Raw genomic sequence first — 26,395 nt, 5'->3', positions numbered from 1 at the left:
GGCCTGCCGATAGGAACCGCCATGAACGCCCATTGCCCCGCGCCCCGACTGCTTGCCCTGGCCGTGTTGGCCGGCCTGGTCGCCGCCCCCGTGCTCGCGCAAGGCGTCTACCGGATCGTGGGGCCGGACGGCAAGGTCACCTACTCCGACCAACCACCGCCGGCGACCCCCCCGGCACGGCCCGTGGGCGGCACGGCGGCGGGCACCTCCGCCGGCGCAAGCGCCCAATTGCCCTTTGAACTGCGCCAGACCAGCAGCCGCTACCCGGTCACGCTCTACACCGGTCGCGACTGCGCACCGTGCAACAGCGGGCGCAACCTGCTCAATGCGCGTGGCATTCCCTACAGCGAGAAGACGGTCGAGACGCCACAGGATGCTGAAGCGCTCAAGCGCCTCAGCGGCGAGGCCTCTCTGCCCTTCCTGACCATCGGCAGCCAGCAGATCAAGGGCTATTCGGACACCGAGTGGTCGCAGTTCCTGGACGCCGCCGGTTACCCCAAGCAATCCGCCCTGCCCTCCAGCTACCGCCGCCCGGCCGCCACGCCTCTGGTGGCAACGGCGCGGCCTGCTGAAGCGGCAGGTGCGTCTTCTGCCGCGCGCGAGCAACCCGCAGCGCCCTCGACACCGGCCGAAGTGCCCGTGACGCCGCCCCCGCAGAACCCCGCCGGCATCCGTTTCTGATCACCGGGCCGCCTTCGGCGGCGGCCCACTCTCTCAGAACGTCAGCGTCTTCACGCCATCCGGCGTGCCCAGCAGGCACACGCCAGCCTTCTGGTGGGCGAACACCCCCACCGTCACCACGCCAGGCCATTGGTTGACCTGGCTCTCGAACGCCAGCGGGTCGGTGATCTGCAGACCGGTCACATCCAGGATGTGCTGGCCGTTGTCGGTGACCAGGGGAGCGCCATCCTTCATCCGCACCTGGGCGGTGCCGCCCATCTGCGCGAACTGGCGCACCACCCGGGCCGTCGCCATGGGAATCACCTCCACCGGCAAGGGGAAGCGGCCCAGCACCTTCACCAGCTTGGAGTCGTCGGCGATGCAGACGAAGCGGCGCGATTGCGCGGCCACGATCTTCTCCCGCGTGAGCGCCGCGCCGCCGCCTTTGACCATGTGGCCCTGGCCGTCGATCTCGTCCGCGCCGTCGATGTAGACCGAGAGTTCGCCCACGGTATTGGCCTCGAAGACCGGGATGCCCAGCGCCTTCAGGCGCGCGGTGGACGCCTCCGAGCTCGACACGGCGCCCGGGATCTGGTCCTTCATGCCGGCCAGCGCGTCGATGAACTTGTTGACGGTCGAGCCAGTGCCGACCCCCACGATGTCGCCCGGGGTCACGTATTGCAGGGCGGCCTGGCCCACCAGGGCTTTGAGTTCGTCTTGGGTCATTTGAGACAATCGGTTGGAACAACAAGTCGGATTATCCAATGTCGCTTCTTCCCTACGCTGTCGCACGCCCCTTTCTGTTCGGTCTGGACCCCGAAGCCGCCCACGAACTCACCCTGGGCTCCATCGCCCGGCTGCAGCATTCGCCGCTGACCTGCCTGTATGGCGAACCTCGGGTGCACGACCCGTACACGCTGGCGGGCCTGCAGTTCCCCAACCGCGTGGGACTGGCCGCCGGGCTGGACAAGAACGCGCGCTGCATCGACGGCCTGGCCGCCATGGGTTTCGGGTTCGTGGAGGTCGGCACCGTCACGCCCAAGGCCCAGGCCGGCAACCCCAAGCCCCGCATGTTCCGCCTGCCCAAGGCCCAGGCGCTGATCAACCGCCTGGGTTTCAACAACGAAGGCTTGGACGCGTTCATCGCCAACGTGAAACAGGCGCGCTTTCGCCAACAGAAGGGCGTGAGCCCCATGCTGCTGGGCCTGAACATCGGCAAGAACGCCAGCACGCCGATCGAGCGCGCGATCGACGACTACCTGGTCTGCCTCGACGGGGTCTACCCCCACGCCGACTACGTCACCGTCAACATCTCCAGCCCCAATACGCAGAACCTGCGCAGCCTGCAGAGCGATGAGGCCCTGGACGCCCTGCTCGGCGCCGTCGCGGAGCGGCGCGAGCTGCTGGCACAGCGCCATGGCCGCCGCATCCCGGTGTTCGTGAAGATCGCGCCGGACCTGGACGAAACGCAGGTCGAGATCATCGCCACCACGCTGATGCGCTACGGCGCCGACAGCGATGGCGTGGCCACCAGCGCCTTCGGCGTGATCGCGACCAACACCACATTGAGCCGCGAAGCGGTCGCGGGCCTGCCGCACGCCCAGGAAACCGGGGGCCTGTCGGGCGCCCCCGTGCTGCAGGCCAGCAACCGCGTGATCCGCCAGCTGCGCGCCTGCCTGGGCAAGACCTTTCCCATCGTGGGCGTGGGCGGCGTGATGAGCGCGGACGATGCGGTGAGCAAGATCCAGTCGGGTGCCAACATCGTGCAGATCTACACCGGCCTGATCTACCAGGGCCCTTCCCTGGTCTGGGAATCGGCGCGGGCGATCCAGGCCCTGGCCGACAGCTGATCAGGCCAACGCAACCACCTGGTCCGCGATGGCCAGGCAGCTGGTCAGGCCCGGGGACTCGATGCCGAACAGGTTGACCAGCCCCGGCACCCCATGCACCGCCGGCCCCTGGATCACGAAGTCGGCCGCCGGCTCATGCGGACCGCTGATCTTGGGCCGCATGCCCGCATAGCCCGGCTGCAAGGCACCATCGGGCAGGCCGGGCCAGTAGCGGCGGACCTCCGCATAGAACGCCTCACCCCGGGCCGGGTCCACCTGCAGGTCGTCGGCCCGATCGACCCATTGCACGTCCGGCCCGAACTTGGCCTGCCCACCCAGGTCCAGCGTGAGGTGCACGCCCAGACCGGCCAGGTGCTTGTCCGGCTCGGGCGCGGGGTAGATCAGATGCTCAAAAGGGGATCGGCCCGACAAGGTGAAGTAGTTGCCCTTGGCGAACCAGGCCCTGGGCACGTGGTCGGCCGCCAGTCCGCGGATGCGCAAGGCCAGATCGCAGGCGCCGAGACCGGCGGCATTGATCACCGTGCGCGCCCGCAGGCGCGTGCCGTCGACGGTCTGCACATCGATGCCGGCATCGGTTGCCGCGAGGTGATCCACCTGCGCGTGGCACACCACCATGCCGCCCGCGTGCTCCAGATCGCCTTGCAGCGAGAGCATGAGGCCATGGCTGTCCACGATGCCCGTGGAAGGTGAATGCACCGCGCCCAGGCACTCCAGTTCTGGTTCGAGTTCACGCGCCTGCTCGCGGTTGAGCAGCCGCAGGTCGTGCACCCCGTTCGCGCGGGCCTTCTCGATGATCGATGGCAACGCCGCCAGCTGCGAAGCCGTGTTGGCCACGATCAGCTTTCCGCAACGCTGGTGGGCAATGCCCCGCTCCGCGCAATAGGCGTACAGGGCCTGCTTGCCCTGAACGCAGAGTTGCGCCTTGAGCGAGCCCGCCGGGTAGTAGATGCCGGCGTGAATGACCTCGCTGTTGCGCGAACTCGTGCCCGTGCCGATGTCGGCTTCGCTCTCGAGCACCATCACCTCGCGCCCCGCCAGCGCCAGGGCACGCGCCACGGCGAGCCCCACCACACCGGCGCCCACCACCAGGGCATCGACCTGTTCGATCGCAGCGCTCATGGGAAGGCCTCAGCGGTGGCGATCCACCAGTTCCTGCACATAACGCGCGGGAATGGCATACGAGATGCCGGAGGGCTGGCTCAGCGCCGACTCGCGCGTGTTCTTGATGAGCACCATGTTCATCACCCCCATCACCTCGCCCGTGTCCGGATCGAACAAGGGCCCGCCGCTGTTGCCCGGGTAGGCCGTGGCGTCGAGCTGGAAGATGTCGAAAGTGCCATTGCGCAGGCTGCGGATGGCCTGCTCCCGCAAGCGCTCCGCCGATGGGCTGGGCAACGCCGCCGAGGTGATGGTGGACACGGTCGCGCGGTGCGTGACGTGCGAGAACCCCAATGAGCCTCCAATCGGAAAACCCATGAAGGCCAGGTCATCGCCCTCTCTCACGCGCCGGGAATCGCCGATCTTAAGCGCGGGCCCGGGCGCGCCCGACACGCGCAGCAGCGTCAGATCGCGCGCCACATCGGTCTCCAGCACCGTGGCCGTGCGCATCTGCCAATCGCCTTGCCCCACGCGCACCTGGACCACCAGCGACGCCTCGTCGGCCTCCGACGGCAGCACATGGGCATTGGTCACCACCAGATCACCGCGCGCGACCAGAAAGCCCGCGCCCCGCAGTTGAAACCGCGGGTTGTCCGTGGTCCTGAACGTGCCGACCAGCACCACTGACGGCTTCACGCGCACCACCGTGTCGGCCAACCCCGCCCAAGCGCCGGCCCCGCCCAGGAGAGCGATCATCCCGAGGCCCAAAGCATGGAAAAGGCGTCGTTTCATTTCGCGTCCGCAGGCTCGGCCCGCATCGATTTGACCAGCTTGCGCAACAGATGCCACACCAGCATGACCGGCGGCATGCGCAGCCAATGACCGCGCAGGTACAGGACGAACCGGGCGGTGGGCGTCCACGCATCCGATGCGGACGGATGGGCGGGGCGCAAGGCGCGCAGGAAGAGCGCATCCATCATGCGCTGGCGCCAGGGCGCCATGCGCACAGCGGGGCTGGCGCGCAGCACCTCGGTCACCGCCGGGGGGATGGGCGCATCGAGCAGCAGGCCGACATAGCGCAAGGCCTGGTGCAGCGGCCATTCCAGTTGCAAGGCGCGAGCCCGCGCAAGCAATTCGGGCCAGAAGTCCGGATTCGCGGTGAACTCACGCAGCAATGCCTCCAGATCGACCAGCCCCCGAAGACCCAGCTCCAGATCGCCCTCGTGGAACAGGTGCGCCGCGCTGTGCAGCACCATGTCGGCCGGGCACAGCACCTGGATGCGCGGATCGTCAGCCACCGGCCGGGCACTGGCCAAGAGCAGATCGGAGTCGGGCTTGAGCCGAGCCGTCAGCGGCATGATGGCGTGGTGCACATCGAGCACCGTGCCACGCTTCATGTGCTTGAGCGGTGGCAGCTCGTGCATCCAGGTGCGGTAGTAGCGCTGGTCGTAGGCGTCTCGGTTCATGGACACCCAGCCACCCATCATCAGCGCCGACTCCACCTCCGCCAGGCGCTGCCTGGGCACCAGGATGTCCACGTCCGACACCATGCGGCCCCGCGAGGCATCCAGCCCGGCCATGGTGTAGGCCGCGCCCTTGAGCAGCACCGCCGGCAAACCCATGGGCTCCAGCGCGCGCGCAATCTCGACCACCTCGTAGCGCAGCTCGGTGTGCTGTCGGGCCGCCAGCGCCATGGCCGAGCCAAGATGCCGTCGGGGCGCCGCCGGCAAACCATCCCAATCGCCCGTGGCCTGGGCACCGCTGCCGATGCGGGCGAGCACGTCGGCCTGACGGGCCTGACGAATGAGCAGATCCCAGGCGCCTGGTCCCAAGGCGCCCAGGCTGTCCGGCCGTTTCAGGGCCGCCACGAGGGTATCGATGCGGGGCAGCGTCATGCGGGTGTGGCGGCAAGGGCCTCGAACCAGGCAATGGCCTCGTCGAGGTGGCCGTATTGCAAGTCATGGCAGCCGCACTCGTCCACCAGCGCCGCCAAAGCTTGAAAGCCAGCACGCCCATGCACGTGGTGGTTGAAACTGTTGGACGCGAGCTCCACCAGCGCGCTGGGCTTGGGACGCGCTTCCACGGTCAGCGGAGCCTCTCGCTTGAACTGGGGAAAGACGACCCAGGCCGGCCGGGCCGGCTGATCTGCGCGCGCGAGGCTGTCCGGCGAAATGCGCATGTGGGCCACCGTGCCCTTCATCGTGTCCCGGGCCACGGGGCCGAAGTTCGCATTGGGCGCCCGTTTCCGGATGACCTCGATCGACTCGTTCTTCAGGCTCACCGGGCGCGGCGACGGGGTCACCAGGCCCGACACCGGATCGAGCAAGGCCATTTCGTCGGACAACAGACGCCAGCCACTCAGCATGAGGGCCGCGCACAGCGTGCTCTTGCCCGAGCCCGGTGGCGCTGGCAGGACGAGCACCCGCCCGCCCCGCTCCAGCACCGCCGAATGGATCGTGATCCAGGTGTGGCAATAGCTGGTCACGCACCAGTTCATGCCCCACTCCAGAAACGCGAACGCCTCGCCGTACGCCAGGGGCGTGAACGGCTGGAAGCCGTCCATCTCGAACACACAGACCGTCTTGAGCAGGTGGCGCTTGGGCTTCACCTTCACGTGGAAGTCAGCAAAAACGTCTTCCCCCGTCAACACCTCATGGTCGGGATAGAGCGCCTGCAAACCCTGCGCTACCACCGGAATGGGGCTGCGGATGTGCATGACAAAGGGGTGGACGCGCAGAAAGAGACCGTCGGAACGCAGGCGGTGCGCCAGTTCCGCTGGAGGGAGTGCGGCCAGCGCCTGCGTGGACCTTACCCCTGCGTGCACTCGACCAGACCCATGGACTCGAATTGCACAAGCAAGGACTGCAGCATGTCCAGTTCCTCGGCCGCGGGCTCGACAAGGCCCATGGCTTGGGCGAGGCTTTGGGCATCGCGGGCCTGTCCGGCCTGGATCAGGCCAAACGCCTCGCCAGCGATGGGCGTCAGCGCGTGAAGACTGCCGCTGGAGTCGTCGTACACGACCACACCATCCGGCCAATGCTGAATCGCGAAATGATCGGCCCGGGCACAACCGAAGTTGACCTGAGCCTGAGCCAGGGTCACAGGAAGGCTGGACCGTAGATCATGTCAAAGTAGGCCATCGTCTGCGACAGCGTCCAGGTCGTCCCCGCAAAGGGCGACCACACACCTTGACCATTCCAGATCGCGCGGCACTGGCTCTTGGTCAAGAGCACGCGCGTCGAGTCGTTGTTGAATGCGGTGGCCGTCAGGAAAGCGGCCGCCACATGGCGCGCCAATGCCGCGTTGTTGCGGTTGCCGCCCTGGTCGAGCACTTCCTGGATCGTCATCTTGCCGTAGACGTTGCCGGGATCGCGCGTGAAGCCCGTGGTCGTGGACAGGAACTTCGTTTCCTTGAACTTCGTGGCCAGGCCCGCTTCGCTGTTCTTCCAGTAGCCATGCGACTTGCATTCGTAGTCGGTCTTGATCGCGCGCCCCTGGCTGACCTTCATGTGCGCAGCGGCCAGCGACGAGAACGACGACGGGCGGATGCAGGTATGGTCACCAGCCAGCACGCTGTTGCTCTTCAAGGCGGCCATCACAGGAGCAGCCGACAGGCCTGCGCGCACCAGACGGCGACGCGACACGCCAGAAGCGGGTTGCTGAGACGGAGTGGAAGAATCGATCATCTTGTTTACCTCTCTTGCAAGACAGGCCCAGGTGCGGATGGAAGCCCAATGGGTGCTTGAGCCTTTGGTAGCGTAAGTATAGACCACGCGCAACAAAAAGTAAGCAAATACGGGTCAAAAGCGGACATATTGCCGGTTTGGCGCTCCCTCAAAATGGGGAGAATTCTGTCAGACCCGTGTGACGATTTGACAGCACTTTCTCAACAAGCGCGCAAAGCGTTTTGATTTTCTTGGGATTCGGTTTTTCCGCAGAGACAAAAAACAGAAAAGCCCGGAATCTTTCGATTCCGGGCTTTCGTAAAAATGGTCGGCGTGGCGGGATTCGAACTCGCGACCCCTTGCACCCCATGCAAGTGCGCTACCAGGCTGCGCTACACGCCGACAAGCCTCAAATTATAGCGTCCAAATGAGGGCAAATCAGGCAGAGTGCCTCAGAAGCTCACGAATTTCAAGCAGTTCACGCCGAACGTCGTGCAGGAGGCCGCCTGAACCGGTGTGCACAGGGTATTCGGCTTCGATCAAGGGGATCACCACGTCACCATGAACGACTTCATCGAGGTCGATCACATCGATGGCTTCATCTTCCTCGTTGCGGCGCTTGTCGCGCTCGGCCTGAACGATTTCCTGCAGCTTGTTGCGTGCACCGCTGATGGTGAACCCCTGGTCGTACAGAAGCTCGCGGATGCGGCGGATCATCAACACCTCATGGTGCTGGTAATAACGGCGATTGCCGCGCCGCTTCATGGGCCTGAGCTGCGTGAACTCCTGCTCCCAGTACCGCAGCACGTGCGGCTTGACGCCACACAGCTCGCCCACTTCACCAATGGTGAAGTAGCGTTTGGCGGGAATGGGTGGAAGCGTTTTTTCCATGAAAATCAAGGCGGTACGGACCGAACCTTGAAATCTACTCTAACTGGTGCGTGTGTGCACGGCATGGTGAACATTTCCGTGTGAAATGTTGCAACGGCCCCGCCCGCCAACAAAAACGCCCCAAATCGGGGCGTTTTGTGTTGTGAAGACCGCAGTGGCGGCCGGTCGGCTGTTGCCGTCCCGGGGTGCGCTCAACCCCCGATGATGGCGGTCTGCACCTGTTCCTTGAGCTTGGGACTGGCGTGAAACGTCACCACGCGGCGCGCTTCGATGGCCACGGGTTCACCCGTTCTCGGGTTGCGCCCGGGCCTGGGCGCCTTGGTGCGGATCTGGAAATTGCCGAAACCCGAAATCTTCACGTCGGTGCCGTTCACCAGGCTGTCGGTGATCAGATCGAAGAAGGCATCGATCATGTCCTTGGATTCGCGCTTGTTCAGGCCAATCTGGTCGAACAGCAGCTCAGCGAGCTGTGCCTTGGTCAGGGCAGGCGTTTCCAGGCTTTCCACAGCGAGTTCCATGCGGGCATTCTCCATTTTGTTCGTATCAGGCACGCAACCGGCCAGCCACACGCTGGGCCACCGCCTCGACGGCGGCGTTGACGGTCGCGTCGATGTCCTCTTCGGTCAGTGTAGCGTCGTCGCGGTTGAGCACCAGCCGCACCGCCAGGCTTTTTTCATCCGCGGCCAGCGACCCCGGGGGCGTGCTCTCGGACGACGCCTGCTTCTTGGGCCGGTACACGTCGAACAGCACGACGTCGCGCAACCAGGGGCTCGCCGGCGCGCGGATCGCCTCCAGCACAGCGGCGTGGGTCACCGACTCCTTGACCACGATGGCCAGATCGCGCTCCACCGCCTGGTGGCGGCTCACCGCCTGGTAGGCCGGCACGAGGCGGTCCAGCACGGCATCGAGCTCCAGCTCGAACAGCACCGGAGCCTGCGCCACCTCGTAGCCCTGGCGCCAGCGGGGGTGCAGTTCACCGACATGGCCGATGCAGCGGTCGTCCAGCCAGACGCTGGCGCAGCGCCCCGGGTGCATCGCCGGGTGTTCAGCCACCTTGAACTCAGGCCGGCGCGGGGCCAGCAAGGCCTGCACATCGCCCTTCACGTCGAAGAAGTCCACGGCGCGTTCGGCGGCGCCCCATTGAAGCGTGTCGGTGGCACCGTAGGCCAGGCCGGCCACGCGCATGGGCTGGCGGAAGCCGGCCACGGTCGTGTCGCTCTCGACGATGGAGGCGTCCTTGAAGAACACACGCCCAACTTCGAACAGGCGCACGCGATCGGTCCGCCGATCCAGGTTGAATTTGAGGACCGACAGCAAGCTGCCGAGCAAAGACGAGCGCATCACGCTCATCTGGCTGGCGATGGGGTTCAGCAGGCGGATCGGATCGTCATTGCCGGCCAGTTCGCGCTCCCAACGCTCTTCCACGAAGCTGAAATTGATGGTTTCCTGATAGCCCAGCTGCGCCAGGCTGCGGCGAACCGCAAACGGACCGCGGCGCGCCTCGGTGCGGATCTTGGCCGTGATGGGCGCCAGCGGCGGCGTGTCGGGCAACTTCTCGTAGCCGACGATGCGGGCGACCTCTTCGATCAGGTCTTCTTCGATCTGCAGGTCGAAACGGTAGGCGGGCGGCATGACCGTGAGCACGCCATCGCCCTCTTCCACCGGCAAGCCCAGGCGGCGCAGGGCACCCGCGCACTGGGCCTGGTCGACCGGCATGCCGATGACCTTGGCCGCGCGAGCCACCCGCAGGCTCACGGGTTGCGGCGTGGGCAGCTGCACCACGTGGTCGTCCAGCACGGCGGCCTGACCACCGCAGATGTCCAGCACCAACTGCGTGATGCGCTCCACGTGCTCGCGCGTGGTGGACGGGTCCACACCCCGCTCGAACCGGTGACCGGCGTCGGTGGAGAAGTTGTAGCGGCGCGAACGGCCCGCAATGGACTTGGGCCACCAGAAGGCGGCTTCGATGTAGATGTTCTGCGTGCCGTCCGACACCGCCGTGGAGTCGCCGCCCATGATGCCGGCCAGCGATTCAACGCTTTGATCGTCCGCGATCACACCAACCCGCGCGTCCACCGCGACCGTGTTGCCATTGAGCAGCTTGAGCGATTCGCCTTCCCGACCCCAACGCACCTGCAGGCCACCATGGATCTTGTCGAGATCGAAGATGTGGGACGGGCGGCCCAGTTCGAACATCACGTAGTTGGAGATGTCCACCAGTGGGGAGACGCTGCGCTGGCCGCAACGCGCCAGCCGCTCGACCATCCAGGCCGGCGTGGTGGCGCGGGTGTTCACGCCACGCACGATGCGCCCGGTGAAACGGCCACACAGCTCGGGGGCTTCCACGCGCACCGGCAGGCGATCCTGCAGGGGTGCCGCCACCGCCGGAAACGCCGGCTCGATCAGAGGCGAGCCGGTGAGCGCCGACACCTCGCGGGCAACGCCGTACACGCTCAGGCAATGCGCCAGATTGGGCGTGAGCTTGAGCGTGAACAGCATGTCGTCCAGCGCGAGCTGTTCGCGGATATCGCGCCCCACGGGCGCGTCGGCCGGCAGCTCCAGCAGACCGCCATGGTCTTCGGACAGCTTGAGCTCGCGCGCCGAGCACAGCATGCCCTGGCTCTCCACGCCACGCAGCTTGCCCAGCTTGATCAGGAAGGGCTTGCCGTCTTCGCCGGGTGGCAACTCGGCCCCCACCAGCGCGCAAGGCACCTTGATGCCCACGCGGGCATTGGGCGCACCACAGACGATGTTGAGCAGACTGCCCTGCCCCACGTCCACCTGGCACACGCGCAGGCGATCGGCATTGGGGTGTTGCACGGCGTCCTTGATCTCGCCCACCACCACCTTGGTGAACGGAGGCGCCACCGGCTCCAGCTCTTCGACCTCCAGACCCGCCATGGTCAGGGTGTCGGCCAGTTGCTGGCTGGTCAGGGGTGGATTGCAGAAGGCACGCAGCCAGGATTCGGGAAATTGCATGTCGTGGTCTCAGCGGAACTGGGCGAGAAAACGGACGTCACCGTCGAAGAACAGACGCAGGTCATTGACCCCGTAGCGCAGCATGGTCAGGCGGTCCGGCCCCATGCCGAAAGCAAAGCCGATGTAGCGCTCAGGATCCAGGCCCATGTTGCGCACCACGTTCGGGTGCACCTGGCCGGAGCCCGCCACCTCCAGCCAACGACCCGCCAGGGGACCGTGCTGGAACTGGATGTCGATCTCGGCGCTGGGCTCGGTGAAGGGAAAGAAGCTGGGGCGGAAGCGCAGCACGAGATCGTCGGACTCGAAGAAGGTGCGGCAGAAATCCGTGAAGACGTACTTCAGGTCCTTGAAGCTGACGTTCTCGCCGACCCACAGGCCTTCGCACTGGTGGAACATCGGCGAGTGCGTCGCATCGCTGTCCACCCGGTAGGTGCGGCCAGGCGCGATCACGCGGATCTCGGGCATGGAACGCCCCGCATCCAGGTCGGCGCGGTGGCGCTTGACGTGCTGCACCGCGTGGCGGATCTGCATCGGGCTGGTGTGCGTGCGCAGGAGGTTGGGCGCCTTCTCGCTGCCCCCCTCCACATAGAACGTGTCGTGCATCGAACGCGCGGGATGGTCTTCCGGCGTGTTCAGGGCGGTGAAGTTGAACCAGTCGGATTCGATCTCGGGGCCGTCGGCCACCTCGAAGCCCATCGAGCCGAAGATCGCTTCGATGCGCTCCAGCGTCAGGCTCACCGGGTGAAGACCACCCTGGCCGCGCTGGCGACCGGGCAAGGTCACGTCGAGCGCCTCGGCCTTGAGTTGCGCCTGCAACTCGGCATCGGCCAGAGCCTGGCGCCGCTCGGTCAGCGCGCCTTCGATCGCCTGCTTGGCCTGGTTGATGGCCGCGCCACGGGTCTTCTTCTCTTCCACGGAGAGCGCGCCCAGGCCCTTCATCAGCTCGGTGATGCGGCCCGACTTGCCCAGGTACTGGGCCTTGGCGTTTTCCAGATCGGCCGGCGTGGCGGCTTGAACAAACCCGGCACGGGCGCTCTCGACCAATGCGTCCAACTCGTTCATGTGTGTGCTTGAATCGTTGGGAAATAAAAAAGGGGTTGAAGCCAGCGAGGGAATCCCTCAAGCCTCAACCCCTTTGAGCGACGGAGCACACCGCCGTGAGGCGGCGCGCTCCTGCCGTGAATCAAGCGGCCAGCTTGGCTTTGACTTGCTCCACGATGCTGCCAAAGGCAGCCGGATCGTTCACCGCCAGATCGGCCAGCACCTTGCGGTCGATTTCGATCTGGGCCTTCTTCAGGCCGTTGGCGAATTGGCTGTACGTCAGGCCGCAAGCACGGGCACCCGCATTGATACGGGCGATCCACAGTTGACGGAAGACGCGCTTTTTCGTGCGGCGATCGCGGTAGGCATATTGCCCAGCCTTCATCACCGCCTGTTTGGCGATGCGGAAGACGTTGCCGCGGCGGCCGCGGAAACCTTTGGCCAGAGCCAGAACCTTTTTGTGTCGGGCGCGAGCCGTTACACCACGTTTGACGCGAGGCATGTGTGTTCTCCTTGTTCGTCGTTGATCAAATGCCCGTGCCGGGCAGCATCTGTGCCATGTGACCCATGTTGGTCTCATGCACGGTGACTGCTCCACGCAGGTGGCGCTTGTTCTTGGTGGTCTTCTTGGTCAGGATGTGACGCTTGAAGGCTTGACCGCGCTTGACGGTGCCACCGGGACGAACGCGAAAACGCTTCTTCGCGCTGCTCTTGGTCTTCATTTTGGGCATCTTCATGCTCCTTTTCATTTGTGCTCGTGAGGCGCCGCGAACCTTCCGCGGACTTGTTGGCCCCGAGCCACTTTTATGGGCAGCCTTTCGGCTCCCCGATTCGGCGTCCGGCTTTTCAGCCAGCGCCTCGGACCGGCAGGAGACTACCCTGCCCGTCCAATGCTGTTCTTGGCCGCCAACCGCCCTCAGGCGGCCGACTGGCTTGCCGCAGGCGCTGCTGCTGCTGCAGCGGCCTCGGCGGGTTTGGCCGCTCCACCGGCCTTCTTGCGGCCGGGCGCGATCATCATGATCATCTGGCGCCCTTCGAGCTTCGGAAACTGCTCCACCACGATCGAATCGGCCAACTCATCGCGAATGCGGTTCAGCAGGGCCAGCCCCAGATCCTGGTGGGTGATCTCACGGCCGCGGAACCGCAGCGTGATCTTGCACTTGTCACCATCGTCCAGAAAGCGCCGGATGTTGCGCATCTTGATGTTGTAGTCGCCGTCGTCGGTACCGGGCCGGAACTTGATTTCCTTGATCTCGATGACCGTCTGCTTGGCCTTGGCTTCCGCCGCCTTCTTCTGCTCCTGGTACTTGAACTTGCCGTAGTCCATCAGGCGACACACCGGAGGGACGGCAGTGGCCGCGATTTCGACCAGGTCCACATCCAGCTCACCGGCCATGCGCAGCGCTTCCTGCAAACTGACGATGCCCAAGGGCTCGTTCTCGGGGCCGTTGAGGCGAACCTCAGGGGCCATGATTTCCCGGTTCAGTCTGTGTGCGCGCTCTTCACGTTGGCGGCGGTCGCGAAAGTTGGTAGCTATGGTGAGTTCCTTTGTGTGGGCCGGTTCAGGCGAATTGGCGGCCACCCGGCCGCCTCACGCACACGAAGTGCGCCATGGCAGCAGGGGCATCCAGCCAGATGTTTGAAATCAAACTTTGGATGAAACGTCAGCCGCGATCAATTTGGAAAAGGCTTCCAGCGGCATGACACCGAGGTCTTTGTTCCCTCGCGCCCGCACAGCCACGGCACCAGCTTCTTTCTCTTTGTCGCCCACGACAAGGATAAAAGGCAGCTTTTGCAACGCGTGCTCCCGTATTTTATACGTAATTTTCTCGTTGCGCAGGTCCGTCGTCACCCTAAGCCCTTGATTCTGCAGAGTTTTCGCGATTTCCAGACAGTATTCGGCCTGGGAATCGGTGATGTTGAGCACCGCCACCTGCACCGGCGCCAGCCAGGTGGGCAACGCGCCGGCGTGCTGCTCGATCAGGATGCCGATGAAACGCTCCAGGCTACCCACGATGGCGCGGTGCAGCATGATGGGGCGGTGGCGCGCGCCGTCCTCCCCCACGAATTCGGCGTCCAGGCGCTCGGGCAGGTTCGGATCGACTTGCATCGTTCCGCACTGCCAGGGGCGGCCCAGCGCGTCCTTGAGGGTGTATTCGATCTTCGGGCCGTAGAAGGCTCCCTCGCCCGGCAGGTACTCGAAGTCACAGCCCGAGGTGCGCAAGCCTTCGGCCAGCGCTTTTTCCGCGCGATCCCAGCTCTCTTCCGTGCCAATGCGCTTTTCCGGGCGTGTGGAGAGCTTGTAGATGATGTCGGTGAAGCCGAAGTCCTTGTAGACCTTCTGCAGCAGCGTGGTGAAGGCCACCACCTCCGCCTGGATCTGGTCTTCCGTGCAGAAGATGTGGCCGTCGTCCTGGGTGAAGGCGCGCACGCGCATGATGCCATGCAGGCCGCCCGAGGGCTCGTTGCGGTGGCACTGGCCGAATTCACCAAAGCGCAGCGGCAGATCGCGGTAGCTCTTGATCCCCTGCTTGAAGATCAGGATGTGGCCCGGGCAGTTCATCGGCTTGAGCGCGTAGTCGCGCTTTTCCGACTCCGTGACGAACATGTTCTCGCGGTACTTGTCCCAGTGGCCGGTCTTCTCCCACAGGCCCTGATCCAGGATCTGCGGGCCCTTCACCTCCTGGTAGCCGTTCTCGCGGTACACGCGGCGCATGTACTGCTCCACCTCCTGCCACACCGTCCAGCCCTTGGGGTGCCAGAACACCGTGCCCGGTGAGTGCTCGTCGATGTGGAACAGGTCCAGTTCGCGGCCCAGCTTGCGGTGGTCGCGCTTCTCGGCCTCTTCCAGCATGGTCAGGTACTGCTGCAGCTCGTCCTTGGTCGCCCAGGCCGTGCCGTAGATGCGTTGCAGCATCTCGTTGCGGTGGTCGCCGCGCCAGTAGGCGCCGGCCACCTTCATGAGCTTGAAGTGCTTGAGCTTGCCGGTGCTGGGCACGTGCGGGCCACGGCACAGGTCTTCAAAAGCGCCTTCGCGGTACAGCGACACATCCTCGTTGCTGGGAATGCTGGCGATGATCTCCGCCTTGTAGAACTCGCCCAGACCCTTGAAATACGCCACGGCCTCGTCGCGCGGCAGCACGCGGCGCACCACGGGCTCGTCCTTGGCGGCCAGCTCGGCCATGCGCTTTTCGATCGCCACCAAGTCTTCGGGCGTGAAGGGGCGCTTGTACGAGAAGTCGTAGAAGAAGCCGTGCTCGATCACCGGGCCGATGGTCACCTGCGCGTCGGGAAACAGCTCCTTGACGGCGTAGGCCAGCAAGTGAGCCGTCGAGTGGCGGATCACCTCCAGACCATCAGCGTCCTTCGCCGTGACGATGGACAGCGGGCTGTCCTGCGTGATGAGGTAGCTGGTGTCCACCACCTTGTCGCCGATCTTGCCGGCCAGGGCAGCCTTGGCCAGGCCGGTGCCGATCGAGGCCGCCACGTCGGCGACCGTGACCGGGCCGGAGTATTCGCGTTGGGAGCCGTCGGGGAGCGTGATGTGCAACATGGGGAGGTCCAGAAAACAAAAAAGCGCGGCAGGGGCCGCGCTGGTGTGGGGTGAAAAGGAAATCAATCGGGCAGGCGCGAACTGCAGGCCTCAGAGGGCCGTGGAGGTGGTCTCCATAGTTCGCGGTGTCATAACCAGATTGCCTTTCTCGCTCTTGCTGATTCAGAAGAGCAAACATTTTCCCACAAAACCCGGACATACCGTCGCCCTGCTCGCCTCAGCGCCGCGGCATGCGCCACCGCGTCGTTTCTTCCTTGGAATTTCGGTACCGGGAAATTCCCATGGAGTCATCGGCTGACCATCAGTACCATTTACTTGATTCTTATGTGAATCACAGTTTTATATATAAAACAATCGTTTCATTCCCGAAGGAGCACCCATCCATGCATTTCCAGCTTCTCCGCCTCCCGCTTCTTGTCGGCAGCTTGTCCGTCCTCGCCGCGTGCGGCAGCACGCCCGGTGCTCGCAACGCCATGCCCAGCCCCGGCCAGGTGGTCAACGTCCAGCCCCAGACCCGGTCCCTGCTCACGGAATCCTCGCAACGCTGGATGGTGTCCTACATCACCACCTCGCACTCGGGGCAGAGCACCGTGGTCCAGGGCCTGATCGATCTGCCGAAAACGCCACCGCCGGCTGGCGGCTACCCGGTCGTGAGTTGGGGCACCGGCACCACCGGCGTGGCGCCGCAATGCGCCCCCTCTCTGGCAGCTTCGCCCTCCCGGCTCGAATACCAGAACCTGCTGCTGAAACAGGGCTACGCCGTGCTGCGCACGGACTACGAAGGCTGGGGCGCCTTCGCCGGCCGGCCTGACCTCGAAGGCCGCAGCAACGCCTACGCCATGGCCGACCTCGTCACCGCCGCCCATGCCCTGCCCATCCAGCTCAGCAAGGAATGGATCGCCGCCGGGCACAGCCAAGGTGGGGGTGCGGTCATCTGGGTGGCCTCGATGAAGGAGCGCACACCCGCCTATCCGCTGAAGGCCGCCGTGGCGCTGGCACCCACCGGGCCCGGCGTGCTGAAGTTCCTGAACGACGTGGTGGACGGCCAACCCGTCTCGGCCGGCGCTCAGCCCTTCGTCGCCATCACGGCCTTGGCGACGAAAGTGGCGGACCCGAGCCTCGATCTGGACAAGCTCACGCACCCCGCCATGAAGCCTCAGATCGAGGCGGCCAAGACCACCTGCATCGGCGGCTTGTTTGGCATGCCCGTGCTGGCGCCGGGCCAGTACCTGAAGAAGGGGCCGGAGTTCGACAAGATGGTGAAATTCTTTGCCGCGCAGGACCCTACCCAGCTCAAGCTGCAAGTGCCGGTGTTCATCGCCCAGGGCGAGAAGGACCAGACCACCGTCACGCCGCCCACGACGCGGCAGATGATGGGCGCTCTGTGTGGCAAGGGCGCGCGCATCCAGTACAAGGAATACGCGGGCGAAGATCACGGCTCGGTGATCATGGCATCGAGCGCGGATTCGTTGCGCTTCATCTCGTCCGTGCTGTCGAACCAGGCACCGGCCAACGACTGCCGCTGACAGGCCCTCGCGCTCCTTCCCCAAAGAACGCCACCCAGCCGGGTGGCGTTTCTGCTTTCTCGACCCGGCTTGCCGATTCAGCGCTTGGCCCGTTGGGCCGAGACAGCTTGCAGCTCACCGATCTTGTTGCAGAGCGCCTCGAACCGCAGGTCCAGCTCGGTAAAAAGCATCTTCGGGTTCTCCAGCTTGGGCGCGAGCCCTTTCTCTCGATCCGTGTAGCGCTCCAGCGTGGCGGCCAGCTGATCGAGCTGGAGGGAAGCGTCAGAGGCGAGGACGGACACTTGGGTCGCGAAGTCGTTTCGATCACGCAGGCGGGTGAGCACGTTTCGGAAATAAAGACTGATAGCCATGCTTGAGATTTCCATTTGCTAAAGGTTGAACTATTGAGCATTGAGGCAAGAACTTCTTGCCTCAATGCTCTACCCCTCGACACCAACGGTGCAAGAGTATTTTGCCGGGAATTACCGGCAATTGTGAGATTGCTCTGGCCCAACCTTGCTCATCCTTCAGGGCAAGCTACGTGGAACCAGATCAAGCATTCGGGCAGGCATTGAGAAACCTGCGTACGCGTCGTAAGTGGAGCCAGACCGAGCTCTCACTTCGCGCAGACGTGGATCGACGCCACCTCTCGGAGATTGAGCTGGGGCGGAATAGTCCGGGTCTGCGTCTAATTTTCAAACTCTGCGACGCACTTGACGTCACCCCGTCGGACCTCATGAAGGACGTCGAAAAGCGCATGCGCGCTCAGCGTGCCCGCTAAAACCTGGCACGCCATGAACCTCGAGCCAGGCGGCCAAAAATTCGACCACCCCATCCCCAACCTCGTCGGCGAGCGCATTCGCTCGCGACGGGAAGAATTGGGGTGGTCTCAGGAAAAACTAGGGGTAGCCATCGGCATCGACGAGTCGTCGAGCCGCGCGCGGATCAGCCGCTATGAGCTGGGAAACCATGAACCTCCGTTGGACACGGTGCGCAACATCGCGAAGGCACTCGGTGTGCCGCTGGCGTATCTCTACTGCGAAGAGAACGACGTGGCTGGCTTGCTGCTCGCCCTCAAGAAGGTGCCTGTAAAGCAACGCGGGCCCTTGATCTCGACCTGGATGAGCGAGATTGCCTAACCAGCCTTACAACGCGAGCCGTCGATTCGATCCCGATGAGGCACTCGGGCAGGCATTGCGCAGTCTGCGAACGCGCCGCAAGTGGAGCCAGACCGAGCTTTCACTTCGTGCGGACGTGCATAGAAGCTACATCTCGGCAATCGAGCTCGGGAAGAACAGCCCGAGCGTGCGGCTTCTGTTCAAGCATCTGCGATGCACTCGACGTCACCCCCTCGGATTTCATGAAGGACGTCGAGAAGCGCATGCGCACACAGCGCGTCCGCTAAGTACCGCTTTTCGCCCCTTCCAATCGCGAGGCCCAGGCCTCGACCTGCCCCGTCTCCAGTCGCCGACGAAACAACCTGGCCCAGGAAGGCGGCAGCGGCAACGCCAGAATGTGGGCCAAGGTTTCGGGGTTGCAATCGCGCTCGGCAATGGCGCTCAACAGCCTCGCCAGTGTCCAGTCCGGGTGCGGTCGTGCCACGAGCCGAACCGCATCGCCTGTCTGAACCAGCCCCGGCCGCAAGACGCGCAGGTACCAGCCAGCGTGGCCGCCCTGCTGCACGCGCCGCGCCATGTCGGGCACGCCAAATCGGTCGTTGAGCTTCCAGCAAGGCTGACGGCCCTGGCTCACCTCGAACAGCGCATCACCAACCGCCCATTGATCGGCGATGCAGACGTTCGTTTCGTCCAGGCCCGGCTCCAGGCTGAAGTTTTCACCGAAGGCACCGGGTTGGCGCAACAAGGCGGCAGCCGTCTCGCCCGGCAGATCGCGCTGCCAGGCGCCGTAATGCACCCAGGTGTAGCAATGCACGGCCTTGTCGGGTCCACCATGCACCCGTGGGTCACCCTGCTCATCGCCTTCCAGACCGGTGAGGCCCGCCATGACGGCGCCGTCCCACGGCTGCTTGTCGATCGCGCTGAGGCTGCCGGCCCGGGTGTACGGCCGGGCCTTGCCCATCAGCACGGCGCGCAAGCGGCCGATGATCACCGGCGCCTCGCTCATCGCGGCCTCAGCTTCACGGCAGGGAAATCGACCGGCACCGCGAAAGCCACGTTCACGTAGTTGGTGAAAAGGTTCAGTGCCACATGGGCGAGTATCTCAACGATCTGCTCGTCGTTGAAACCAGCCCCGCGCAGCGTCTGCACGTCGGCGTCGCCGAGCTGGGCGCGGTCGTTGACGACCTTCAAGGCAAAGCGCAGCGCGGCGGCGGTTTTCGGGTCGTCGGATTCGCCTTGCTGCGCGGCGGCCATCTCGGCGGCCGTTGCACCGGCCTTGCGACCCAGAGCGTTGTGGGCGGCCAGGCAGTACTCGCACTGGTTGCGGTCAGCGATGGCGACGGCGATCTGCTCGCCCAGCTTCGGCGAGATCACGCCACCACCCAGGGCGCCAAAACTGCCCCACATGCTCTTGAGCGCGGCGCTGGAGTTGGCGACCGCCCGGAACATCGCCGGCGTCGCCCCGAAGGCGCCATGGATCTGGTCGAGCACTTGCTTGCGCTCGCCAGTGGCTTGGGCGGGATCGATCAATGGAACGCGTGACATGGTGTGGTCCTTTCGGTGGATTCGGGTCGGAGGGATGAAGCAGCTGCTGTGCGCCAGTGTGCGCCGGCAGGAAGTACCATTGGGAACGAATCGTCTATGTGACATACCGAATCGTCCAACGCATGAGCAACCTGCCGATCGACCGCCTGTCCAGCCTGCTGGACCGCTTCAAGGTGCGGGCGCACCTGTTCCACAACGGGCCGCTGTGCGGCGTCAGCCGCTTCCCTGCGGAGCCGGGGCGTGGCTTCCTGCATGTGATGCGGCGCGGCGAACTGGAACTGCGGCACGGTGCCAAAACCGCACTGCCGCGCCGGCTGACCATCACGGAACCGAGCCTGCTGTTCTACCCACGGGCGCTGGCGCACGAGTTCCGCAACCCACCTCAGGACGGTTCAGATTTCGTCTGCGCCGAACTGGCGTTCGACGGCGGCGAGCGCAACCCGCTGGTGCGTGCCCTGCCCCCTTTGATCCTGCTGCCCCTGGCGCGGGTGGAGGGGTTGGAGCCGGCGCTGGCCCTGCTGTTCGCCGAGACCGAGCGGCTGCGCTGCGGCCAGCGGCTGCTGGCGGATCGCCTGTTCGAAGTGGTGCTGATTCAGCTGCTGCGCTGGCTGATCGACCATCCGGCCGAGGCTGGCATCCCGCCCGGGCTGCTGAACGGGCTGGCGGACCCTCGGCTGGCGCGCGCGCTGGTGGGGCTGCACGAGCACCCCGGTGCGCCCTGGAGCCTGGCCACCATGGCCCAGGAGGCGGGCATGTCCCGCAGCGCGTTCGCTGCGGCGTTCAAGGCCGCCGTGGGTCAGACGCCCGCCAACTACCTGGCGGACTGGCGGCTGAGCCTGGCCCAGACGCAGTTGCGCCAGGGACGCCAGGTCAAGGAGATTGCCGACGCACTGGGCTACGCCAGCGCGCCAGCGCTGTCGCGCCTGTTCAGCCAGCGCCTGGGCTGCTCGCCGCGTGAATGGCGGGAGCGCAACGCCGCCCCTAGACGCTCACCACCGTGCTTACGTACCGCGTGGCCGGGGGCAAGTGGGACGCAGCGGCAATCGCGAAGACCACCGCCGGTGACACGCTGGTCGCGAAATCCGCCGCGTGGACCACCTTCGAGGTGGCTGAGCCGTTGACCGGTGATCGTGTCCAAGGCAGCCTTTTTTGAACCTTTGGAATTGAGCGTTCACTGCTTGTGCTGAACTTTCACCGCCAAGCAGCAGCATCAAAGATCTGACATGCCTTCATTGCTACCCATTTCCAACCATCAACTCGACACGCAGACGGTCGAAGACCATTTGCCGCCCACCCGCACGCAAATCCACACCGCCCTGCAGGAAGCGCTGATCACCCAACACGACAACCACATCAACCAGTTGCTCAACCGAATTCGCCACGAGCCCCGCATCGAGATGGCGGGCGTCGTCGGCGAGATCTACTTCGAAGCCAATGAGCACCAGAGACTCGCCATTGACATCTGGTCCGCGCATCTTTCCGCTGATCAGCTCTCTTGCTTCGAGGCCAGAAGGGAAGACGCAAGGAGCATGGCGTACTCCCGTTTGCTGACCATTGCGCTCCAGAAGCCGCACGATCGGCTTCTAAGCAAACTCCTGGATGTTGCAAATACGCTCGACAACGTGCGCATTTTTCAATTGATCGGCATTCACTATGCCGATGCACAACCGACTCAAAAAGAAAAAATCAATGCATGGCGGTCCACTTTGAGCGACCAGCAAGCACGAGATTGCAATCCATTGGTTGAACCCAAGGAGCGCCATCTCAAGCAGCATGTGCTGCCCTTTCTAAGCGGGAATGACCTCGCGCGCGCGTCCGCCGCGAGCAAGGGCCTGAAGCAGGCGATTCAACAGGAACCGTCCTTGTCCGGCCGGCTGCTCAGCCACAGAATCTCCAGGTTCATCAGCTCCCACGAAGATGCGGAGAACAACCGCCTGAGGGGCTTGTTGAAAGAAATCACCGAGTTGAAGGAGCAACCTCTCCAACTGGATCTGATGAAACAGCTGGTGGAGGTCATCGCCGGTTTGGAAGACAAGCTCGACCGAAGAGAGATCGCCGACCTGCTGGAATTCACGAACTCAACACTGTCCATGGCATCCCGAGCCTCACTTCTGGAGACGGTGGCCGAGCACTTTCCAAAGCTCGAAGGAAAAGAGAAAAGGACGAACGACAAAAGCCAGCGCTACCAGCGCTCCATCCGCTGGTTCAACGACAACCCTCTGAGAGAAAACCTCCCGGGAGACAGACACTTTTGCTACTCCGCGCCGAGCAACGGCGTCGTGCGCAGCTTCCTGAAAAGCTTGAACTTGCTGGATTCTCCAGAATTGAGAATTCAACCACTTGTCGCGCTCATGAAGAATCGCGTCGGCAACAACATGAACGAACAATACTGGCCCATGTTTGCCGAAGCCGTCCTGGCCATTCAGCCCGAGCCCTTGTTGCACACGGACTTTGAGCATTTCCTGGACGCCTTGGCGCTCTCTTCAGACTACGTTGCTGGCGCCGACGAGATGGTCCAAAGGCTAGAAGGGATCATCGAACACCACCAAGAGCAAGGTCGATTGAGCGAGGACAAACGACTTGAACTTCTGTCCAAGCTGCTGCCGATTGACGACGGTGGAAACACGCAAACGCAACAGATCCAAGAGCAGCTGTTGTCCCGATTGCGCTCGGGCTTGCGAAACCACGCCGTGGCACTGAATCTCGCTGCTTACATCGGCCGGTTGGGCAACAGTGAACAATTCGAAGCCCTGGCGCTTTACATCGAAGACGCACCCGAACACCGGCAGGCCGAGCAGCTGGCCATCGCACTGTCAAAGCCCCTCAGGCTGCGCCTAAACACCTGTCTCAAGTTCGACCTCGTGGAGGAACTCCTCCCGACTTTCAGAATGGCACTGCGCTCCCTGCCACTGTTGCCCCGTTTGGAGCGGGGGTATGAGCTTGGTTACTTGATCCGGCATTTTTCGAAGGCCGTCGGCCAACCTGGTCGTTCTTTTTACCCGGCCTATCGTTCCATTCATGACCTGCCTAGGCGAGAAAAGAGCGACATGGCCAGACAGCTGCAAAACGTCGCCAACGGGCTGCCCAACATCGCTTTTGGCGATTTAATGGATGAAATCCGCAGGCTTGCGGCGTAAGCGCGCTGTGCGCATCCGAATTGGCACTCCACCCACAAAAAAACCGCCCCGAAGGGCGGCTTTCTGTCTCCTCTTCGCGAGGGATTCAGCTCAGTGGAACTGCTCTTCCTCGGTCGACCCCGTCAGCGCCTTCACGCTCGAAGAACCGCCCTGGATGACGGTGGTCACGTCGTCGAAGTAACCCGCGCCCACTTCCTGCTGGTGCGACACGAAGGTGTAGCCCTTGTCGCGCGCAGCGAATTCGGGTTCCTGCACCATTTCCGTGTAGTGCTTCATGCCTTCGCCGCGGGCATAGGCGTGGGCGAACTGGAAGGTGTTGAACCAGTTGATGTGGATGCCTGCCAGCGTGATGAACTGGTACTTGTAGCCCAGCGCGGCCAGGTCTTCCTGGAACGAGGCGATCTGCTTGTCGTTGAGGTTCTTCTTCCAGTTGAACGAGGGCGAGCAGTTGTACGACAGCAGCTTGCCGGGGCAGGCGGCTTGCACGGCTTGCGCGAATTCGCGGGCGAAGCCGATATCCGGCACGCCGGTTTCGCACCACACGAGGTCGGCGTACGGGGCGTAGGCCACGCCGCGGCTGATGGCTTGCTCCAGGCCGTTCTTGACGCGGTAGAAACCTTCTTGCGTGCGCTCGCCGGTCAGGAAGGGCTTGTCGTTGGCGTCGTGGTCGCTGGTGATCAGGTTGGCGGCTTCGGCGTCGGTGCGGGCCAGCACGATGGTGGACACACCCATCACGTCGGCGGCGAAGCGCGCGGCGATCAGCTTCTCGCAGGCTTCTTGCGTGGGCACGAGCACCTTGCCACCCATGTGGCCGCATTTCTTCACGGCGGCCAGCTGGTCTTCGAAGTGCACGCCGGCGGCACCGGCGGCGATCATGTTCTTCATGAGTTCGAAGGCGTTGAGCACGCCGCCGAAGCCGGCTTCCGCATCGGCCACGATGGGCAGGAAGTAGTCGATGAATTCCGCGCTGCCCGGCTCGATGCCACGGCCCCACTGGATTTCGTCGGCGCGCTTGAAGGTGTTGTTGATGCGGCGAACCATGGTGGGCACCGAGTCGTAGGCGTAGAGCGACTGGTCGGGGTACATGGTCTCGGAGGTGTTGCCGTCGGCGGCGACTTGCCAGCCCGAGAGGTACACGGCTTCCAGGCCGGCCTTGGCCTGTTGCATGGCCTGGCCGGCGGAGATGGCGCCGAAGGCGTTCACGTAGCCCTTCTTGGCGCCGCCGTTGACCTTGTCCCACAGTTTCTCGGCACCGCGCTTGGCCAGCGTGTGCTCCACCTGCATGCTGCCGCGCAGGCGCACGACGTCGGCGGCGCTGTAGCCGCGCTTCACACCTTTCCAGCGCGGGTTGGTCGCCCAGTCTTTTTCCAGGGCTTCGATCTGTTGGGCGCGGCTCAGTTGCTCGGTCAGGGATTGCGGCATTTGAATACTCCGTGAGGTTGATGGATCGGGGCGGCTGGCTTGCATGCAAACGCGGTGCCGTTGAGAAGACTTTAAGTCTTATAGAAGAGTTTTGGAAGCTCTTATGTCTTATATAAGAGAAAAAATTTCTTGTTGTTTTTCAACGTACTTTTCATAAAATTTCTCAATGTAGAAATCCGTTTCTTGCATTGAGAAATTTTCTTGCGCCGCAACATTTTGTGTTTTCATATTGCAAAACAAACATCTCTCATCCCGGAATACCCTGAAACGCTTCAGGCATGATGCGACCCACTTTCGTGCACACCCGTCAAAAACCGTGACTTCCCCGAACCGTTGGTGGGCCTATGCGTGCCTGGCCTTGAGCATGTCGCTGGTGGGCAGCTATGTGGCCCTCTCCAAGCCCCTGGTGCTGGTGTTCCCTGTGTTCCTGCTCGCCTGGCTGCGCTTTGGCATCGGCGGCCTGGCGATGTGGAACTGGTTGAAGAAGCCGGCCGACGAACCGCCGATGTCGCCGCGCACGCGCGGCCTGCTGTTCCTCGAATCGTTCCTGGGCAACTTCCTGTTCTCCATCTGCATGCTGTTCGGCGTGAGCCTGACCACCGCCGTGGCCGCGGGCGTGGTGATGTCGTCGATCCCGGCCGTGGTGGCCTTGCTGAGCTGGCTGTTCCTGCGCGAGCGCATTGGCTGGCGCAGCGCGGCCGGCATTGCCTGCGCGGCGCTGGGCATTGGCCTGTTCTCGCTGCAGAAGGTGGACGCCGGCGCGGTGGTGGCCGACACCAGCGGCCCGTTCGGCATCAGCAAGGCGCTGCTGGGCAACCTGCTGGTGTTCGCCGCCGTGGTGTGCGAGGCCTCTTACGTGGTGATCGGCAAGCACCTCACCGAGGGGCTGGGTCCGAAGCGCATTTCGGCCATCATCAACCTCTGGGGTTTCGCGCTGGTCACGCCGTTCGGCCTGTGGGCGGCGTGGACGTTCGACTTCTCCACCGTCGCCCTGCCCGTCTGGGGCCTTCTGGTGTTCTACGCGCTGGCCGCGAGCGTGTGGACGGTGTGGCTGTGGATGACCGGGCTCAAGACGGTGCCCGCTTCGCAGGCCGGTGTGTTCACCGTGATGCTGCCGATCAGCGCGGCCGCCATCGGCGTGTTGTTCATGGGCGAGCGGCTGTCGCTCTTGCAAGGCGTGGCGTTCGGCATCGCCCTGCTCGGCCTGGTGCTGGCCACCCTGCCCGGCCGCGCCGCGCCCAAGGCCTGAGCGTTTTTCAGAGACACCAGAGGCCGGTGGGCCGGGTGATGCCCATCCACAGCGCCCAGCCCGAAGTGACGGCCAGGGCCAGCCCGGCCAGGCGGATGCCCCAGCCACCCGAGCGCGCGCCGCGCAGGCGCAGCAGCAGCCACGGCCCGGCGGTGAGCGAGACCGAGGTGCCGATGGAGAACAGAGCCATGATGGCCGCGCCTTCCAGCGCGTTGGCCGAGAGCGAAGCCACCAGCAGCGCCGAGTACAGCAGGCCACAGGGCATGAGCGCCCAGGCCACGCCCAGCACCATGGGCGCGCGCGGCCCCAGTCTCACCATGGCGGGCCGGGCGCGGCGCCACACCTGCTGCCCAAGGTTCTCGATCCAGGCCGGTTGGCGCGCGCGCCAGAGCAGCACCGCGCCCAGGAGCAGCGCGGCCACATGGAACATGGTCCACACCGGCCGCAGCACCGCGGTGTTCGTGCCCAACCAGGCCAGGCCCTGCACCGAGCCGGCCGCGAAGGCGCCGAACAGCGCGTAGCCCAGCATGCGGCTCGCCTGAAAACCCAGCAGGGCCTGCGTGCTGCGCGCGCCAGCCGCGCGGCCGATGCCGGCGCAGGCTGCGCCGCACATGGCCACGCAGTGCGGGCCGCCCACCAGGCCCATGAAGAGCGCCGTGATCGCCATGGAGGTTTGCATGGT

General features: G+C 64.3%; 28 protein-coding genes, 1 tRNA gene and 1 pseudogene. 9 read left to right on the top strand and 21 right to left on the bottom strand.

The window, feature by feature from the left end; genetic code table 11:
• The first annotated feature begins 21 nt into the window (after nt 1-21).
• A complete protein-coding gene (locus ABSY19_RS26740; protein WP_382157362.1) occupies nt 22-681 on the top strand; it encodes a glutaredoxin family protein in 660 nt (219 codons plus the stop codon).
• A 33-nt stretch (nt 682-714) separates the two neighbouring features.
• Here the strand turns inward: ABSY19_RS26740 and rpiA are convergent, their stop codons facing one another.
• Nucleotides 715-1,386, bottom strand: a complete 672-nt coding sequence (rpiA, locus tag ABSY19_RS26735; protein ID WP_382157360.1) for a ribose-5-phosphate isomerase RpiA — start codon at nt 1,384-1,386, stop codon at nt 715-717.
• Nucleotides 1,387-1,424: 38 nt separating this feature from the next.
• Here rpiA and ABSY19_RS26730 point away from each other — a divergent pair, with 38 nt between their 5' ends.
• Nucleotides 1,425-2,510, top strand: coding sequence for a quinone-dependent dihydroorotate dehydrogenase (locus tag ABSY19_RS26730; protein WP_382157359.1), 1,086 nt, complete (start codon nt 1,425-1,427; stop codon nt 2,508-2,510).
• Here the strand turns inward: ABSY19_RS26730 and ABSY19_RS26725 are convergent, their stop codons facing one another.
• The 15 genes from ABSY19_RS26725 to thrS all read right to left on the bottom strand — a co-directional run bounded on the left by ABSY19_RS26725 (nt 2,511) and on the right by thrS (nt 15,737).
• On the bottom strand, nt 2,511-3,629 hold the full coding sequence (locus ABSY19_RS26725) for an NAD(P)/FAD-dependent oxidoreductase (RefSeq protein ID WP_382157357.1): 1,119 nt from the start codon (nt 3,627-3,629) through the stop codon (nt 2,511-2,513). It lies immediately after the preceding gene.
• A 9-nt stretch (nt 3,630-3,638) separates the two neighbouring features.
• Nucleotides 3,639-4,364, bottom strand: a complete 726-nt coding sequence (locus ABSY19_RS26720; RefSeq protein ID WP_382157355.1) for a S1C family serine protease — start codon at nt 4,362-4,364, stop codon at nt 3,639-3,641.
• A 32-nt stretch (nt 4,365-4,396) separates the two neighbouring features.
• Entirely contained in the window at nt 4,397-5,503 is a 1,107-nt protein-coding gene (locus ABSY19_RS26715) for a nucleotidyltransferase family protein (protein WP_382157353.1), read from the bottom strand.
• Nucleotides 5,500-6,324: an HprK-related kinase A gene (locus tag ABSY19_RS26710; protein ID WP_382157351.1), complete on the bottom strand. Its 825-nt coding sequence runs from the start codon at nt 6,322-6,324 to the stop codon at nt 5,500-5,502. Before ABSY19_RS26710 ends, ABSY19_RS26715 begins: the two co-directional genes overlap by 4 nt.
• Before the next feature lie 92 nt (nt 6,325-6,416).
• Complete coding sequence (locus ABSY19_RS26705) at nt 6,417-6,626, bottom strand: hypothetical protein (RefSeq protein ID WP_382157349.1); 210 nt, start codon at nt 6,624-6,626, stop codon at nt 6,417-6,419.
• An 80-nt stretch (nt 6,627-6,706) separates the two neighbouring features.
• Nucleotides 6,707-7,252 carry a hypothetical protein gene (locus ABSY19_RS26700; protein ID WP_382157347.1) on the bottom strand — a complete coding sequence of 182 codons (546 nt, stop codon included), beginning with the start codon at nt 7,250-7,252 and terminating at the stop codon, nt 6,707-6,709.
• Nucleotides 7,253-7,598: 346 nt separating this feature from the next.
• Nucleotides 7,599-7,675 (bottom strand) — tRNA-Pro (locus ABSY19_RS26695).
• A gap of 36 nt (nt 7,676-7,711) precedes the next feature.
• Entirely contained in the window at nt 7,712-8,164 is a 453-nt protein-coding gene (locus tag ABSY19_RS26690; protein WP_291112894.1) for a MerR family transcriptional regulator, read from the bottom strand.
• A gap of 191 nt (nt 8,165-8,355) precedes the next feature.
• Nucleotides 8,356-8,682 (bottom strand): integration host factor subunit alpha, encoded by a 327-nt coding sequence (locus ABSY19_RS26685; protein ID WP_297402608.1) that lies wholly within the window; start codon nt 8,680-8,682, stop codon nt 8,356-8,358.
• A gap of 25 nt (nt 8,683-8,707) precedes the next feature.
• On the bottom strand, nt 8,708-11,143 hold the full coding sequence (pheT, locus tag ABSY19_RS26680) for a phenylalanine--tRNA ligase subunit beta (RefSeq protein WP_382157345.1): 2,436 nt from the start codon (nt 11,141-11,143) through the stop codon (nt 8,708-8,710).
• 9 nt (nt 11,144-11,152) lie between these two features.
• Nucleotides 11,153-12,205, bottom strand: coding sequence for a phenylalanine--tRNA ligase subunit alpha (gene pheS, locus ABSY19_RS26675; protein WP_382157343.1), 1,053 nt, complete (start codon nt 12,203-12,205; stop codon nt 11,153-11,155).
• A gap of 121 nt (nt 12,206-12,326) precedes the next feature.
• Nucleotides 12,327-12,686: a 50S ribosomal protein L20 gene (rplT, locus tag ABSY19_RS26670; protein ID WP_086120609.1), complete on the bottom strand. Its 360-nt coding sequence runs from the start codon at nt 12,684-12,686 to the stop codon at nt 12,327-12,329.
• Nucleotides 12,687-12,711: 25 nt separating this feature from the next.
• The gene (rpmI, locus tag ABSY19_RS26665; protein ID WP_159596967.1) at nt 12,712-12,915 is read right to left on the bottom strand and encodes a 50S ribosomal protein L35; all 204 of its coding nucleotides are present in this window, start codon (nt 12,913-12,915) and stop codon (nt 12,712-12,714) included.
• A 185-nt stretch (nt 12,916-13,100) separates the two neighbouring features.
• Nucleotides 13,101-13,670: a translation initiation factor IF-3 gene (infC, locus tag ABSY19_RS26660; protein WP_382163960.1), complete on the bottom strand. Its 570-nt coding sequence runs from the start codon at nt 13,668-13,670 to the stop codon at nt 13,101-13,103.
• A 159-nt stretch (nt 13,671-13,829) separates the two neighbouring features.
• Nucleotides 13,830-15,737 carry a threonine--tRNA ligase gene (gene thrS, locus ABSY19_RS26655; RefSeq protein WP_382157341.1) on the bottom strand — a complete coding sequence of 636 codons (1,908 nt, stop codon included), beginning with the start codon at nt 15,735-15,737 and terminating at the stop codon, nt 13,830-13,832.
• A 425-nt stretch (nt 15,738-16,162) separates the two neighbouring features.
• Here thrS and ABSY19_RS26650 point away from each other — a divergent pair, with 425 nt between their 5' ends.
• On the top strand, nt 16,163-17,263 hold the full coding sequence (locus ABSY19_RS26650; protein ID WP_382157339.1) for an alpha/beta hydrolase family protein: 1,101 nt from the start codon (nt 16,163-16,165) through the stop codon (nt 17,261-17,263).
• A gap of 77 nt (nt 17,264-17,340) precedes the next feature.
• Here the strand turns inward: ABSY19_RS26650 and ABSY19_RS26645 are convergent, their stop codons facing one another.
• The gene (locus ABSY19_RS26645; RefSeq protein ID WP_382157337.1) at nt 17,341-17,613 is read right to left on the bottom strand and encodes a hypothetical protein; all 273 of its coding nucleotides are present in this window, start codon (nt 17,611-17,613) and stop codon (nt 17,341-17,343) included.
• A gap of 170 nt (nt 17,614-17,783) precedes the next feature.
• On the opposite strand from ABSY19_RS26645, the gene ABSY19_RS26640 reads away from it, so the two are divergent.
• The 3 genes and pseudogenes from ABSY19_RS26640 to ABSY19_RS26630 all read left to right on the top strand — a co-directional run.
• On the top strand, nt 17,784-18,023 hold the full coding sequence (locus ABSY19_RS26640; protein WP_382157335.1) for a helix-turn-helix domain-containing protein: 240 nt from the start codon (nt 17,784-17,786) through the stop codon (nt 18,021-18,023).
• A 13-nt stretch (nt 18,024-18,036) separates the two neighbouring features.
• Complete coding sequence (locus ABSY19_RS26635; protein ID WP_382157333.1) at nt 18,037-18,381, top strand: helix-turn-helix domain-containing protein; 345 nt, start codon at nt 18,037-18,039, stop codon at nt 18,379-18,381.
• A pseudogene (locus ABSY19_RS26630) lies at nt 18,374-18,505 on the top strand (hypothetical protein); the annotation flags it as partial. The gene ABSY19_RS26635 and the pseudogene ABSY19_RS26630, both read left to right, overlap by 8 nt.
• A gap of 138 nt (nt 18,506-18,643) precedes the next feature.
• Here the strand turns inward: ABSY19_RS26630 and ABSY19_RS26625 are convergent.
• The gene (locus ABSY19_RS26625) at nt 18,644-19,366 is read right to left on the bottom strand and encodes an MOSC domain-containing protein (RefSeq protein ID WP_382157331.1); all 723 of its coding nucleotides are present in this window, start codon (nt 19,364-19,366) and stop codon (nt 18,644-18,646) included.
• Complete coding sequence (locus ABSY19_RS26620; RefSeq protein WP_382157329.1) at nt 19,363-19,905, bottom strand: carboxymuconolactone decarboxylase family protein; 543 nt, start codon at nt 19,903-19,905, stop codon at nt 19,363-19,365. Before ABSY19_RS26620 ends, ABSY19_RS26625 begins: the two co-directional genes overlap by 4 nt.
• Nucleotides 19,906-20,027: 122 nt before the next feature.
• Here ABSY19_RS26620 and ABSY19_RS26615 point away from each other — a divergent pair, with 122 nt between their 5' ends.
• Together ABSY19_RS26615 and ABSY19_RS26610 are read left to right on the top strand one after the other, a co-directional pair.
• Nucleotides 20,028-21,026 (top strand): cupin domain-containing protein, encoded by a 999-nt coding sequence (locus tag ABSY19_RS26615; RefSeq protein WP_382157327.1) that lies wholly within the window; start codon nt 20,028-20,030, stop codon nt 21,024-21,026.
• A gap of 102 nt (nt 21,027-21,128) precedes the next feature.
• Nucleotides 21,129-23,042 carry a hypothetical protein gene (locus ABSY19_RS26610; RefSeq protein WP_382157325.1) on the top strand — a complete coding sequence of 638 codons (1,914 nt, stop codon included), beginning with the start codon at nt 21,129-21,131 and terminating at the stop codon, nt 23,040-23,042.
• A gap of 90 nt (nt 23,043-23,132) precedes the next feature.
• Here ABSY19_RS26610 and aceA read toward each other — a convergent pair whose 3' ends face one another.
• Complete coding sequence (gene aceA / locus ABSY19_RS26605; RefSeq protein ID WP_382157324.1) at nt 23,133-24,464, bottom strand: isocitrate lyase; 1,332 nt, start codon at nt 24,462-24,464, stop codon at nt 23,133-23,135.
• Nucleotides 24,465-24,828: 364 nt separating this feature from the next.
• On the opposite strand from aceA, the gene ABSY19_RS26600 reads away from it, so the two are divergent.
• Nucleotides 24,829-25,713: a DMT family transporter gene (locus ABSY19_RS26600; RefSeq protein ID WP_382163958.1), complete on the top strand. Its 885-nt coding sequence runs from the start codon at nt 24,829-24,831 to the stop codon at nt 25,711-25,713.
• Between the two features lie 7 nt (nt 25,714-25,720).
• Here ABSY19_RS26600 and ABSY19_RS26595 read toward each other — a convergent pair whose 3' ends face one another.
• On the bottom strand, nt 25,721-26,392 hold the full coding sequence (locus tag ABSY19_RS26595; protein ID WP_382157322.1) for a sulfite exporter TauE/SafE family protein: 672 nt from the start codon (nt 26,390-26,392) through the stop codon (nt 25,721-25,723).
• Nucleotides 26,393-26,395 lie beyond the last annotated feature (3 nt).

It is taken from the genome of Hydrogenophaga sp. ANAO-22, assembly GCF_042466645.1.
Classification (GTDB): Bacteria; Pseudomonadota; Gammaproteobacteria; order Burkholderiales; family Burkholderiaceae_C; genus Hydrogenophaga.
Note: the sequence above shows the minus strand (reverse complement) of the source record. Positions and strands in the feature narration are given on the sequence as shown.